This window comes from Vibrio sp. B1FLJ16, assembly GCF_905175385.1.
Lineage (GTDB): Bacteria > Pseudomonadota > Gammaproteobacteria > Enterobacterales > Vibrionaceae > Vibrio.
Map to the genome: position 1 here is coordinate 2,390,487 of NZ_HG992749.1, position 14,386 is coordinate 2,404,872.

General features: G+C 45.6%; 9 protein-coding genes. All 9 read left to right on the forward strand.

The annotated features are described in order from the left end of the window. Window positions 1-156 precede the first annotated feature (156 nt). The 9 genes from hemL (at window position 157) to KHN79_RS10865 (ending at window position 14,369) form a co-directional block, all read left to right on the forward strand. Window positions 157-1,452 carry a glutamate-1-semialdehyde 2,1-aminomutase gene (hemL, locus tag KHN79_RS10825; RefSeq protein WP_182008804.1) on the forward strand — a complete coding sequence of 432 codons (1,296 nt, stop codon included), beginning with the start codon at window positions 157-159 and terminating at the stop codon, window positions 1,450-1,452. A 328-nt stretch (window positions 1,453-1,780) separates the two neighbouring features. Beyond that, window positions 1,781-2,866, forward strand: a complete 1,086-nt coding sequence (locus tag KHN79_RS10830) for an AI-2E family transporter (protein WP_182008805.1) — start codon at window positions 1,781-1,783, stop codon at window positions 2,864-2,866. An 84-nt stretch (window positions 2,867-2,950) separates the two neighbouring features. Continuing rightward, window positions 2,951-3,976 (forward strand): 16S rRNA (guanine(1207)-N(2))-methyltransferase RsmC, encoded by a 1,026-nt coding sequence (gene rsmC / locus KHN79_RS10835; RefSeq protein ID WP_182008806.1) that lies wholly within the window; start codon window positions 2,951-2,953, stop codon window positions 3,974-3,976. A gap of 218 nt (window positions 3,977-4,194) precedes the next feature. Then, window positions 4,195-7,581: a response regulator gene (locus KHN79_RS10840; protein ID WP_182008807.1), complete on the forward strand. Its 3,387-nt coding sequence runs from the start codon at window positions 4,195-4,197 to the stop codon at window positions 7,579-7,581. Window positions 7,582-8,471: 890 nt separating this feature from the next. After that, entirely contained in the window at window positions 8,472-10,154 is a 1,683-nt protein-coding gene (locus KHN79_RS10845) for an ABC transporter substrate-binding protein (protein ID WP_182008808.1), read from the forward strand. 170 nt (window positions 10,155-10,324) lie between these two features. Further along, window positions 10,325-11,311, forward strand: a complete 987-nt coding sequence (locus KHN79_RS10850) for an ABC transporter permease (protein ID WP_182008809.1) — start codon at window positions 10,325-10,327, stop codon at window positions 11,309-11,311. Window positions 11,312-11,313: 2 nt separating this feature from the next. Beyond that, a complete protein-coding gene (locus tag KHN79_RS10855; RefSeq protein WP_182008810.1) occupies window positions 11,314-12,339 on the forward strand; it encodes an ABC transporter permease in 1,026 nt (341 codons plus the stop codon). Window positions 12,340-12,341: 2 nt separating this feature from the next. Further along, window positions 12,342-13,325 carry an ABC transporter ATP-binding protein gene (locus KHN79_RS10860; RefSeq protein ID WP_182008811.1) on the forward strand — a complete coding sequence of 328 codons (984 nt, stop codon included), beginning with the start codon at window positions 12,342-12,344 and terminating at the stop codon, window positions 13,323-13,325. Window positions 13,326-13,373: 48 nt separating this feature from the next. Further along, window positions 13,374-14,369 (forward strand): ABC transporter ATP-binding protein, encoded by a 996-nt coding sequence (locus KHN79_RS10865; RefSeq protein WP_182008812.1) that lies wholly within the window; start codon window positions 13,374-13,376, stop codon window positions 14,367-14,369. Window positions 14,370-14,386 lie beyond the last annotated feature (17 nt).

Below are 14,386 nucleotides of genomic sequence, written 5' to 3' on the forward strand. Positions count from 1 at the left end.
GCTCTACTTGATAAGCCGATAACGCAGTAGAAAAGCCATCAGTTCATGCAAATACACGGCTAAACAACACATAAATTTAGCAAAAAGTTTATAACTTGATTATAGCTAGGTACAATGCGTTCCACTTGGTCCGAGCAATCATAAGAGGATAACCCCATGACCAAATCATCAGAGCTGTATCAAAAAGCTCAGAAAACCATTCCTGGCGGTGTAAATTCACCAGTTCGTGCATTCAACGGCGTTGGTGGTTCTCCACTATTTATCGAACGAGCAGACGGTGCACTGATTTTTGATGCCGATGGTAAAGCGTATATTGATTACGTAGGTTCTTGGGGGCCAATGATTCTTGGTCACAACCATTCTGTAATTCGCCAAGCCGTTATTGATGCAGCACAACGTGGTCTGAGCTTCGGCGCGCCAACTGAACTGGAAATCTCAATGGCAGAATTGGTTTCTGAACTTGTGCCATCAATGGAGCAAATCCGCATGGTAAGCTCTGGTACTGAAGCGACTATGAGTGCAATTCGCCTTGCTCGCGGATTTACCGGCCGCGACAAGATCATGAAATTTGAAGGCTGTTACCACGGCCACGCAGACAGCTTACTGGTTAAAGCTGGATCTGGTGCACTGACACTTGGTCAACCAAGCTCTCCGGGTGTACCGGCAGACTTTGCCAAACACACCCTGACAGCAACATTTAACGATCTGGATTCAGTACGTGAACTTTTTGCGGCAAATAAGGGAGAGATCGCTTGTATTATTGTTGAGCCAGTAGCTGGCAACATGAACTGTATCCCTCCTGTAGAGGGCTTCCACGAAGGTCTGCGTGAAATATGTGACCAGGAAGGTGCACTACTGATCTTTGACGAGGTGATGACAGGTTTCCGCGTTGCACTGGGCGGCGCTCAGGCATACTACAACATCAAGCCAGACTTAACTACGTTAGGTAAAGTGATCGGTGGCGGTATGCCAGTTGGTGCTTTTGGTGGCCGTAAAGAAGTAATGCAATACGTTGCTCCAACTGGTCCTGTATACCAGGCTGGTACGCTTTCTGGTAATCCGGTAGCAATGGCTGCGGGTTTCGCATGTCTGAACTTGCTAAAAGAAGAAGGCAATGAAAAGCGTCTGGCTTCAAAAACTAAGCAGCTGGCCGATGGTTTTAAATCACTGGCGGACAAACATGGTATTCCATTAGTAGTAAATCAGGTCGGTGGCATGTTTGGTTTCTTCTTTACAGACCAGGAATCCGTCACTTGCTACGAAGACGTAACTAAGTGCGACGTTGAGCGCTTTAAACGATTCTTCCACCTAATGCTAGATCATGGTGTATACCTTGCACCATCAGCATTTGAAGCAAGCTTCACATCTCTGGCTCACGGCTCAAAAGAGATTGAGGCAACGCTAGAAGCAGCAGATCGCTGTTTTGCTACCCTGGCTGCTGAAGCCAAGTAATCATGTAGCCCAAAGCTACAAACACAAAAAGGACCAGAGCGGTCCTTTTTTATTGCCAGTTAAAAATCACTAACAGAGTAAGCACTCCGATCACAATACCAAACCACGGAATACGTTTGGTTTTGTTCTTACTTTGGCAGTTTTTATCACCGTTGCAACAACCCATACTCATCTCTTGATTGATAACCAGCTGATTTGTAGTCATTATAACAAGGTAAACTATTAAGCCCTAATTCGACGATGTTATAAGGAATACAGGGCACAACGCGATATAGCTACGGTTAAAGATTAAAAACCGTAAACGTCATCAGTTAGTTGGACTTATCTTATGTCAAACAATGTAAAAATCACGTCGAGCCATCGTGTTCTAATGGTCGCTCTGCTCGCCGCTGCTTTTGCTTGCTATTTGCTGGTCGAGCCATACATCAATTCGATCGTCATGGCTTTTATCATCTCGTTACTTATGTTTCCAATTCATGAATGGTTCGAGAAAAAAATGCCGAAACACAGGAACATGGCTTCTCTGCTTTCCTGTGTTGTACTCACCTTTATTATAGTTATCCCGCTGTTGTTTGTTTTTGCTGCCATTGTCCAACAAGGCTCAGTATTTTCACAGAATACCTATAAATGGGTAACGACCGGGGGCATTCAAGATCTTTTCCAGCACCCCTTAGTTGTTAAAGGTTTATCTTTACTAAACAATTACTTACCATTTGATAAAATTGAGCCTAATGCCATCGCTGAGAAAATTGCCCAGTTTGCTACCTCTTTTGGCACCAACCTTGTCTCAATCAGCGCGAAAATATTGGGTGATGCAACGAACTTTCTGATGAACTTCTTCCTGACGTTGTTTGTTCTTTTCTTCTTACTGCGTGATCATGAAAAAATCATTTCAGCTATTCGTCATATCCTGCCACTTTCTCGTAGTCAGGAAGACAAAATACTGACTGAAATTGAACAGGTTTCAAAGTCAGCAGTAATGGGGTCATTTCTTACTGCAATTGCCCAGGGCTTTGCTGGTGGTATTGGTATGTGGCTGGCTGGTTTCCCTGGCTTGTTCTGGGGGACGATGATGGGTTTTGCTTCGTTCATTCCTGTTGTTGGTACTGCCTTGATCTGGATTCCGGCGGCGGCCTACCTGTTCCTAACCGGTGACACAACCTGGGCCATCTTCCTTGCGGTCTGGAGTGTGGTCGTTGTCGGTTCAATAGATAATTTACTACGCCCACTTTTAATGCAAGGCAGCGCAGGAATGAATACGTTGATGATTTTCTTCTCATTATTAGGTGGCCTGCACCTGTTCGGACTCATCGGGTTGATTTATGGTCCACTGATCTTCGCAGTCACTATCGTGTTGTTTAATATTTATGAGGAAGAGTTTAAAGACTTCCTCAATGTTCAAGACAACAGTTAATCAAACTGCGTTCGACTCAACTGCTTCAAGCTTGGGCCAGATTATGCGAAAATCTGGCCCAAATTATTTCTGATGAACAAATTTATGTCTGCTTATATCGCTCCTAGCCAAATAGCTCAGCGCCAACTGGAATACTTCCATGGCAAACATGTATTAGTCGCGGGTGAAGTCGAAGATCTTTTCCCGTTAGAGCTGGCTGCACACTGTGAGTCTGTCGAAGTTTTCACGTCCAATTACAGCTACTACCGCCAGATCCGTAACTCTGACAAAGTAAAAAGCCACTTTGGTTCTGAATTTGATATCGATACTCAGGCCGACATGTTGCTGCTTTACTGGCCTAAAGCCAAGGCTGAGGCTGAGTATCTGCTGGCGATGCTGATGGCTAAACTTGGCCTTAACACCGAAATAGTGGTGGTGGGAGAAAACCGTTCGGGTATAAAGAGCATAGAAAAAATGTTCAGAGCCTACGGTCCGGTGAACAAATATGACTCGGCACGTCGATGCTCATTTTACTGGGGTCAGTGTATAAATGAACCAGCACCGTTCCATCAGAGTGACTGGTTTAAGTCGTACACTATAAACCTAGGTAATGAATCACTGGTGGTAAAAAGCTTACCCGGCGTGTTCAGCCATGGCGAATTCGATTTGGGTAGCCAACTGTTACTGGAAACGTTACCGCCATTATCAGGAAAAGTGCTTGATTTTGGCTGTGGTGCCGGAGTACTGGGCGCGTTTATGGCAAAAAGCAACCCTGGCATAGAGATCGAAATGTGCGATATTAACGCTTACGCTATCACTTCCAGCCAAGCAACACTGGAGGCCAATGGGTTAAAAGGCAAAGTATTTGCTTCTGACATTTATTCTGATACGGCAAACGACTATCGGTTCATTGTCAGTAATCCGCCATTCCATAGCGGCCTGGATACTAATTACAACGCAGCAGAAACCCTACTTGGCAATGCGCCGCAGTACCTTCAGAACAACGGAGAAATGCTCATTGTTGCCAATAGCTTCTTAAAATACCCGCCAATTATTGAAAGCGGTTTCAATAATTGCGCGACGCTAAATAAGAACAATAAGTTTTCAATTTACTACGCGAAAAAGCCTTAATACCTTCCCCGCGCAGATCATTGTCTGCGCACTTTTCAACTAAAACCGCACAAAATGTAAGAAAACTGCGTGACTCTGCACGCTTTGCAATGAACTTTCTTGTCAATGAAAAAAAACTCGTTAAATTTGTCATTTTACCGAGTTTTCCTTCTTATCCGTTTTTAACGAGAACCCTGGCAGCCGCATTCTGCTGCCCTTGACGAGTTGCTATCTTATTCATGTTCAAATTCTACAAAAAACAGAAGTTTAAGCGCCTTCAAAGTACGCTGATGACTGCGTTTCTTGTCGTCAGTCTCACGCCTTTAACCATTACCGCAATTTTCTTCCTGCACGCTCACAGCCAGGATCTGCAAGAACAGAGCACATCACACCTGCTTTCTGTGCGAGAGACTAAACAACAACAAATTGCTGATTACTTCGAAGCTCGGGAAACTGAAGTAATGGGCTTTGTACGCTCTGAATTAGCCTACGCCAGTGGCGGACGTTTTTACGGTCTGGTCAATGCATTTAACCGCTTAGGCAACGATATTGAGGAGTCTCGTGAAAATGCACAGCAACGCTATATTGAAGGCAGCGGCGACCAAATAAAAACATCAATTTTGCCGGAGTCTTCCAACTTTGTCGGTAGTGAACGTTACCGGCTATTACACAAACGCTATCACTGGTCTTATACAGAACTGCTCAAACGCTCGGACTTCAGAGATATTTTGCTGGTCGATATCAACGGCAATGTGACCTATTCGATCAAGAAAGACGACAATTACGGTACTAACCTCCTATCTGGCCGATATAAAGATTCAGCGCTGGGCAAAGCGTTTCAGCGTTTGTCTGAAGATGTAACTGAACGCCGTAAAGTGAATGAGGACTACACGCCTGTAATTGTCTCAGATTTTGAGCTGGAAAATGGTAAACAAGTCGCTTGGTTAGGAGCGCCGATCGTTCAGCAAGGCTACCTGCATAGCTATGCCATGTTCAGCTTGCCGAGTAATGGCATCACTAAACTGATTGCCGATCAGAACCGGGAATCCTCCATCGAAACTTTGCTCGTCGGAAGCGATCATAAGCCCAGAACGATTAACACCAAACAAGATAATATCCAAAACAGCCTGGAGGTTATTGAGCAGGCACTTTCAGGAAACAAGAGCGTAGGGACATATTCAAATGGATTAGGTGAAAAGATCATTGCCGCCTACTCGCCAATTAAAGCTCGTGGAATGAACTGGGCTCTGGTGGTTCAGCTACCAGAAAAAGAAGCCTTTTCTCGTATTCATCAGTTAGAAAAACTGTTCGTCATTGCGATGTTGACGGCATTTATTCTGGTGGTCATTGCCTCTCATTACTTATCTAACTTCATCACTTCTCCGTTACTGAAATTAACCTGGGCTGCAGAGCGGGTATCTGCCGGTGATCTTGACGAAACAAGATTCAATACCGAACGTAAAGACGAAATTGGACGATTAGCTATTAGCTTTGAGCGTATGCAACGATCAATTCGTGAAAAAATCCAGACCATCAAGAAGCAAAACGAAGAGCTGGAAAGTAATATCCGCCTGATTCAGAAACAGAATGAGGAGCTGCAACTTGCCGATAAACTCAAAGATGAGTTTCTGGCAACGACCTCCCATGAGCTAAGAACACCTTTACATGGCATGGTCGGTATTGCAGAGACTTTAATCTCCGGTGCGAATGGTGCCGTTCCTGCGAGCCAAAAGTACCAGCTTGATATCATTATTAAAAGTGGTCAGCGCTTGGCCAATCTTGTTGATGACTTGCTGGATTACCACAAAATGCGCTATGGCAGCATGGACATACAAAAATCCGCTGTCAGTCTGGCAAGCTCTACGCAACTGGTGCTTGAGCTATCGAGCCATCTGCTCGGCAATAAAACCATCCGCATAATTAACCAGGTGCCTAATGATCTAAAAGCGGTATCCGCAGATCCACAACGGCTTGAGCAGGTTCTTTACAACCTGATCGGTAACGCAATCAAATACACTTCAGAGGGAAAAATTGTCATTTCTGCCAGTGTGGTTGACGAATATGTCCGGGTTCAGGTCGTCGATACCGGTCAGGGTATCCCCGCAGAACACCTTGAACACATCTTCGAGCCCTTAATTCAGGCCGGACAAGATGAGACTCGCTACCGCCAGGGTGCTGGATTAGGCCTGTCTATCAGCCGCCAGTTAATTGAGCTGATGGGTGGTTCACTGTATGTCAGCAGTCAACCAATGGTAGGTACCACCTTTAGTTTCACGCTTCCGCTGGCCAGTGAAGAAGAGGTCGTGGCCTCGAAGACTCTAGCTGCCCGTGGCCATTTCCAGATACCTGAAATCAACATAAACAATACAGATGATCTGTCTTTGCCTGAAAACCCGGACGGCCCGCTTCTGTATGTAGCCGACGATGAGCCGGTAAACCTTCGCGTACTTGAAAGCTTTTTACGCCTGGAAGGCTACCGGGTCCGCACGGCTTCAGACGGGCCTGAAACACTGGAACTCATTGAACAGGAGAAACCAGAGCTTCTGCTACTTGATATTATGATGCCGGGGATGAGTGGCTATCAGGTGTGTAGCGAATTGCGCCAGACCTATGACCATGCTGAACTGCCAATCATCATGCTGACCGCGCTGAGCCAGACCGAAGATCGCGTCAGAGGGTTCGAAGCCGGAGCAAATGATTACCTATCCAAGCCGTTTAACAAACAAGAACTCGCGGCGCGAATTCAGGCACATTTAACCGCAAGCAAAGCGGAAATGCGCCATATCGAAAACAAGTTACTCGAATCTGAACTTCGTCAACGAGCACAAGTAGAAGCAAGCCTGCTCGAAACTCAGGGCCGCCTGCTCGAACAACTGGAGTCAGCACCTGAAGCCATAATCTGCTTACGCGAAGACCAGCGAATCCGATTTGCCAACGAAGCCGCATGCAAGCTATTCAAGCGCAGTTTAGAGCAAATAAAACGCTCTTCTGCCGATGAACTGATTGCGCCTAAATATCTGACTGTCAAGCAGCCACATTACTGCGGAAAAATTGATATTTACATTGAGGATATTCGTCAGAATATTGAAGCGGATATTCTTAAGTTACCTGAAGGATCCGGTCTGGACGTTATGTACATCTTTAATGTCGGCGGTGGCGCGAACACCGCTCGTATACATAACCTGGAAACTGCGGTAGAAGTTCTTTCAAGTTACGCATTCGACGGTGACCGAGATCAGCTGCAGAAACTGAAAGAACTGGGGGGCGAGTTCACTCGTTTAGCAGACAAAGCACTAGGCAACAAAAAAGACAAGCAGGATCTGATGCGCGAGGTGTTGGTAGATGTAATGACGCACGCTCTTGAATACTGGGAGTCCGCAACCGGAGAAAGTAAGTTTGCCTTTGCTGAACAAAGTGGCCTGTGGCGGGTGTACCTTGACCGGAGCACCCTACAAACACGTACTTTAGATAAGTACATGAGAATCGAGACATTGCCTAAAACACCGCGCTGGAGAACGGTTCTGAGTTCAATCGAATACATTCTCGAACATTGCAAAGAGCAAAGCCCGGAACGCGCTTATATTGAAGCTCAGCGCGACAAGTTACAAAGGTTGCTAACCAGCTAAGAATAAATACAAAAAGTTATTACTAAATAATATGAGCCCCGCCTGAGCGGGGCTCTTTGCTATAGCCAGGTAGTTGTTCGCACAAATGTTAGGATCTGTTGACCTTTAAGCAATACAAAGAAAATAATTTTCCTTTGCCACTCTAATCGCCTTTGGCTCCATCTTCCTCAGAATCAAGAACCACTAACCCCGTAGCTTTTCTTGTTAATACTTACTCGTCTTGTGTGCCAGAGTTTCAATGCACTATTCAAAGATAAGTCAGTCGCAAAGAAACAACCTTTGAAACTTCGGTCATCATTTCACTTGCGAAAGCGCAAACCGACACTTCATTCTCATCATAAAAAAAGGATGTCAAAGAGTAATAAACTAGTGATGAAAACCTGAGCCAATTCACTAAGCAACAGTAAGTTGACAAACAATTGACACAGATTGCGAACTCAATCACAACAGAACGGCAGATTAAATTTCATCTGAAGAATTAACATACTTTACTCGTGTGAGCCAGATCGCCGAACCACACAACGCCATAAAACCCCTCTACGAACGAGGCATAAATGGTTAGCAACTACTAACCCATAAATTTCATAAGGACACACTCTGCGACACATATCAACATTAACTTTTCTAACAAAACTGCCTTAAAAGCAGACAAAATGACGTTTATAACGTAGAGAAAGGTCTTTTTAACGTTTTTGACGGGATGCGAGTTTGATTATTTTATGGATAAGGTGTTTTCTTAGTCCTGCCAAAGGCCTACAGGCCACTCTTAGCGTGAGGTTATGCGAATAGCATAAGTTGCGAAAAACTAAGAGGTAGGTCTTGGCGAGTGTTTATCAATTGATGACATTCAATTCCATTTAGTGAAATGAAGCAAACAGTAAGGAACAGCTATGCTTGCCAATATTAAAAAAACAGCACTAGCAACAGCAATTATTGCTACCGCTACTACAGGTTTTGCATCGGTAGCTACTGCGGCTGAACGCAGTGAACTGACTATCCACCCTAAAGAGTTTACGACTTTTGTTCGTAACTTTAACCCTTTCTTGGGTGCTACTAACCTGCACACAACAACCGACTTTATCTACGAGCCGCTTGTTGTTTTCAACGAAATGCACGGTAACACACCTGTATTTCGTCTAGCAGAAAACTTCCAAATGGCTGACGACCTGATGAGCGTAACTTTCGACATTCGTAAAGGCGTGAAATGGTCTGACGGTCAAGCGTTTACTGCTGACGATGTTGTTTACTCTTTCAACCTGGTAAAAGAGAAGCCTGAACTAGACCAATCAGGTATCAACTCTTGGGTTACTGGCGTAGAGAAAGTTAACAACTACCAAGTTAAGTTCCGCTTAGCCGAAGCAAACTCAAACGTTCCTTACGAAATTGCTAAAGTACCGGTTGTACCTAAGCACGTATGGAGCAAAGTGAAAGACCCATCAACATTTACTAACGAAAACCCTGTAGGTTCAGGTCCTTTCACAGTAATCGACACTTTCACTCCTCAACTTTACATCCAATGTCAAAACCCGAATTACTGGGATGCTGACAACCTGGACGTTGACTGTCTGCGAGTTCCTCAAATCGCGAACAACGACCAGTTCCTGGGTAAAGTTGTAAACGGCGAGATGGACTGGACGTCTTCATTCGTACCTGACATTGACCGTACGTACGCAGCTGCGAGCCCTAACCACCACTACTGGTACCCGCCAGCAGGTACTCAGGCGTTCGTAGTGAACTTCAAAAACCCGGATGCAGCGAAAAACGAAGCTCTAACTAACGTAGACTTCCGTCGCGCGTTCTCTATGGCTCTTGACCGTCAAACTATCATCGACATCGCTTTCTACGGTGGCGGCACGGTGAATGACTTCGCATCAGGTCTAGGTTACGCATTTGAAGCTTGGTCTGACGAAGCAACACACAACAAGTACAAAGGTTTCAACACGTACAACGTTGAAGGTGCTAAAGACCTTCTAGCTAAAGCGGGCTTTAAAGACGTGAACAAAGACGGTTTTGTTGACACTCCATCAGGTAAGTCTTTTGAGCTTCTGATTCAGTCTCCAAACGGTTGGACAGACTTTAACAACACAGTACAACTTGCAGTTGAGCAGCTAGCTGAAGTTGGTATCAAAGCACGTGCTCGTACACCAGATTTCTCGGTATACAACCAAGCAATGCTAGAAGGTACTTACGACGTAGCGTACACCAACTACTTCCACGGTGCAGATCCACACTTGTACTGGGACAGCGCTTACAACTCGAAGCTACAGTCTGGTGACGGTATGCCTCGTTTCGCAATGCACTTCTACAAAAATGACCAGCTAGACAAACTACTTAACAGCTTCTACAAGACAGCTGATAAGCAAGAACAGCTAGCAATCGCTCATGGTATTCAGAAGATCATCGCAGCAGACCAAGTAACCATCCCAGTGCTGTCTGGTGCTTACATGTACCAATACAACACAACTCGATTCACTGGTTGGTGGAACGAAGAAAATCCTAAGGGTCGTCCAAACATTTGGGCTGGCATCCCTGAGCGTCTACTACACGTACTGGACCTAAAACCAGTTAAATAAGTAGAAGTTCATTTCTAGCGGCATGCATTCCGTATGCCGCCTATAAAATCCCCTCATAACGGAACCAATATATGGCGCACGTCGTCAGGGGATTTTTCGCTCTAAATTTCGCTAGGGGCGACCTGGAACCAGAAACAGAGAAAAATATCTGGGTGAGTAAGGTGTGAGTTATGGGTTATTTTTTAAGACGTTTGTCGTTCTATCTTGTCGCGCTCTTAGTTGCAGCGACGTTAAACTTTATTATTCCGCGAGCAATGCCTGGTGACCCGGTTACCATGATGTTTGCCAACGCTTCAGTACAGGTAACACCAGAACGAATTGCAGCAATGAAAGAGCTGCTGGGATTTGTTGATGGTCCTATTTACATTCAATACCTGTCTTACATTAAGAACATTCTTAGCTGGGAACTCGGAACTTCAATTCAGTTCTACCCGCTTTCTGTAAACTCGTTGCTTGGTAGTGCCTTTGGTTGGTCACTATTCCTTGCCGGCACTGCGGTTGTACTTTCTTTCTCTATCGCATCAGTCCTGGGGATTTTTGCAGCCTGGAAACGTGGCAGCAAATACGATGCTTTTGTTACGCCAGGAACCCTGATCGTTCAAGCTATTCCGCAAATGGTTATTGCAATGCTAGCGCTCTTTACCTTTGCAATCGGCTTGAAGTGGTTCCCATCTGGTTACGCTTACACGCCGGGTACGATACCAGACTGGACGAACTGGGAGTTCATTAAAGACGTAGGCTACCACGCAGTACTACCGCTTTTCTGTGCAACTATCGTTCAAATTGGTGGCTTCCTTGTCAACATGCGTAACAACATGATCAACCTGTTGGCTGAGGACTACATCACGATGGCGAAAGGTAAAGGCCTGAGTGAAAACCGAGTGGTATTCAACTACGCAGCCCGAAATGCACTGCTTCCAAGTGTAACCGCCCTTTCAATGTCACTGGGTATGGCAATTGGCGGTCAGCTAATCATTGAAATGATTTTCAACTACCCTGGTTTGGGTACAGTGCTATTGAACGCTATCCACGCTCGAGACTATCAGGTACTGCAAGGTCAGCTAATCATCATGACGATGTTCATGCTTTGCTTCAACCTAATGGCTGACATGCTGTACATGATTCTAGACCCTCGCCTACGTAAGGGAGGCAAATAATCATGAAAAACTTATTTAAACTAATCTTAGGTAACGCCTTCGCACGTATTGGTTTAGCTATTGTTACGCTATTTATTTTCGTCGCGGTAGCTGCCCCCCTAATTACAAAACACGCCCCAGACAAACGGACGGGTAATCCGCATGAATACCCGAGCTTTGTCGTAAAACAAGCACAAAACAACCCTGATGGCTGGGTTGCAAAAAATCTAGCTGATGACCGTCGTACGTTAATCATGTCTAAAAAAGCTGATCACGTACTAGGTACTAGCCGTATGGGTCGTGATATTTGGTCACAAGTCGCTTACGGTGCCCGTGTATCTCTTGGTGTTGGCTTTGGCGCAGGTATCATCGTCTGCTTCTTAGCGACAGTTATCGGTATTTCTGCCGGTTACTTTGGTGGCAAAGTCGATGACATCTTAAGTGCCGCCATGAACATCATGCTGGTCATTCCTCAATATCCGTTGCTATTCGTACTCGCTGCATTTATCGGCGAAGCCGGACCTCTCACTATCGCCTTAATCATTGCAGGTACGTCCTGGGCATGGGGGGCTCGAGTTGTACGTTCTCAAACCATGGCACTGCGTGAAAAAGAGTTCGTAAAAGCAGCTGAAGTGCTGGGTGAATCTTCATTCCGCATCATATTTGTTGAGATTTTACCAAACCTTATCCCTATCGTTGGCGCAAGCTTTATCGGCTCGGTAATGCTGGCTATCAACACCGAAGCTGTCATTTCGTTCCTGGGTCTAGGCGACGCTAATACCATCAGTTGGGGCATCATGCTTTACAACGTTCAGACCTCTTCAGCAATGCTGATTGGCGCATGGTGGGAAGTGTTAGCACCTTGTATCGCACTAACAGTACTCGTGACAGGTCTTGCTCTGCTTAACTTCGCCGTAGACGAAATTGCTAACCCGCAACTTCGCTCTCATAAAGGTATGAAGCGCTGGAAAAAGCTAGCAGCGAAAGACAAGAAAGAACGTGAGCCTGAACTGGCAACACAAAATGCACTAGTGAGCGGAGATAAATAATCATGACTGCACCACTAATTTCTATCCGTAACCTATGCGTAGATTACATTACCGATGCGGGCGATGTCCGCGCCTGTAATAACGTCAGCTTTGATATTGCACCGGGCGAAGTATTTGGCCTGGCTGGAGAGTCTGGCTGTGGTAAATCAACCGTTGCTTTCTCCCTGATGCGTTTACATAAGCCGCCAGCATTCATTACCGGTGGCGAAGTTATCTTCAATGGTGAAGACATTCTTAAATACAGTGATGACCGTATGCAGGCTTTCCGCTGGAGTGAGATGTCTATGGTGTTCCAGAGTGCGATGAACGCACTTAACCCTGTACTCACTATGGAAGAGCAGTTCTGCGACGTTATCATGCGCCATACCAACATGACTCGCGAACAGGCAAAACGCCGCGCTGAAGGTCTTCTGGAAATTGTTGATATCCACCCGAGTCGACTTAATGACTATCCGCACCAGTTCTCAGGCGGAATGCGTCAGCGTTTAGTTATTGCGATCGCTCTGGCGCTGAATCCAAAGATGATCATTATGGATGAACCAACAACAGCACTCGACGTAGTTGTTCAGCGTGAAATCCTGCAAAAGATTTATGCTCTAAAAGAAGAGTTCGGATTTTCAATCTTGTTCATTACCCACGACTTGTCATTGATGGTGGAATTCTCTGACCGCATCGGAATCATGTACTCAGGGGAACTGATTGAAGTTGCACCTTCGAAAGAAATTCTGCAAAGCCCTTACCACCCATACACAAAAGGTTTGGGTAGCTCTTTCCCTCCGCTCACTGGTCCAAAAACAAAGCTGACAGGCATCCCGGGCAATCCGCTGAACTTGCTTGAGATTCCGCAAGGCTGTCGTTTCCAGGCTCGCTGTGATCGTGTCCATGAAGCTTGTACAAAAGTGCCGACTCAGTTGCGCCAGATTGAACCAGGTCGTTTCTCAAACTGCCATTTGTACGGCGAAACCATTGCTCAAGCTAAGGTTTAACAACCCGAAATCACGCTAGCTACGAACAAAATTACACTGGAGAGAATTATGAGCAAACAACTCGGTGAACTGCTGATTGAGGGTAAAAATGTCGTTAAGGACTTCCCGCTAAATAGCAACTCTATCAAGCAGTCTAAGATGCGTGCGATTAATGACGTATCGTTCAAAATGTATAAAAGCCGCGGTTTGTCTGTCGTTGGTGAATCTGGTTCAGGTAAATCTACGACTGCGAAAATGATCGCAAAAATGTATGCCCCGTCTGATGGCATCATCGAATACAAGGGTCGCGATATTCAAGACATCAAATCTAAACACGATCTGATGACTTACCGTGAAGGCGTACAAATGGTCTGGCAGGACCCTTTTGGTTCGCTAAACCCAACACACAATATCTTTCACCACATTGCGCGACCACTGCTCATTCATAAGAAAGTATCGCCAGGCAACAAGAAAGAGCTGGAAGAACGCGTGTATGACTTACTGGAACAAGTAGGTCTTATTCCACCGAAAGAGACCGCACAAAAATTCCCTCACCAGCTTTCTGGTGGTCAGCGGCAGCGTGTCAACCTCGCTCGTAACATCGCGGTTGGGGCAGAAGTGGTCCTGGCTGACGAACCGACTTCCATGCTGGATGTATCGATTCGTGCAGGTGTTCTCAACCTGATGGAAGAGATGAAGTTCGAAAAACAAATGTCTCTGCTGTACATCACCCACGATATCGCTACAGCACGTTACATCGCAGAAGACTTAGCAGTGATGTACGTTGGTCACATGGTTGAATGGGGCGACACAGAGGAAATCATTCATGATCCTCAACACCCGTACACCCAGCTGCTCGTGTCTGCGGTTCCGGATCCATCGAAATCGATTCACGAGAAACTAAAAGGTAACAAAGGAGAGATACCGCTTTGGACTCCGGACTCAGTTGGTTGTCCATTCGCAGGCCGATGCGTACATGCAACAGACAAATGTCGTCAGCAGTTACCTGGTATTACCCAGCTCTCAGACAACCACTTTGTTCGTTGTTACCTATTTGAAGACTAACCACAAACGCCATTACA

Excerpts from the sequence above, each read along its gene's own strand:
- hemL (WP_182008804.1), top strand. The coding sequence starts at position 157 with ATGACCAAATCATCAGAGCTGTATCAAAAAGCTCAGAAAACCATTCCT.
- KHN79_RS10830 (WP_182008805.1), top strand. The coding sequence starts at position 1,781 with ATGTCAAACAATGTAAAAATCACGTCGAGCCATCGTGTTCTAATGGTC.
- rsmC (WP_182008806.1), top strand. The coding sequence starts at position 2,951 with ATGTCTGCTTATATCGCTCCTAGCCAAATAGCTCAGCGCCAACTGGAA.
- KHN79_RS10840 (WP_182008807.1), top strand. The coding sequence starts at position 4,195 with ATGTTCAAATTCTACAAAAAACAGAAGTTTAAGCGCCTTCAAAGTACG.
- KHN79_RS10845 (WP_182008808.1), top strand. The coding sequence starts at position 8,472 with ATGCTTGCCAATATTAAAAAAACAGCACTAGCAACAGCAATTATTGCT.
- KHN79_RS10850 (WP_182008809.1), top strand. The coding sequence starts at position 10,325 with ATGGGTTATTTTTTAAGACGTTTGTCGTTCTATCTTGTCGCGCTCTTA.
- KHN79_RS10855 (WP_182008810.1), top strand. The coding sequence starts at position 11,314 with ATGAAAAACTTATTTAAACTAATCTTAGGTAACGCCTTCGCACGTATT.
- KHN79_RS10860 (WP_182008811.1), top strand. The coding sequence starts at position 12,342 with ATGACTGCACCACTAATTTCTATCCGTAACCTATGCGTAGATTACATT.
- KHN79_RS10865 (WP_182008812.1), top strand. The coding sequence starts at position 13,374 with ATGAGCAAACAACTCGGTGAACTGCTGATTGAGGGTAAAAATGTCGTT.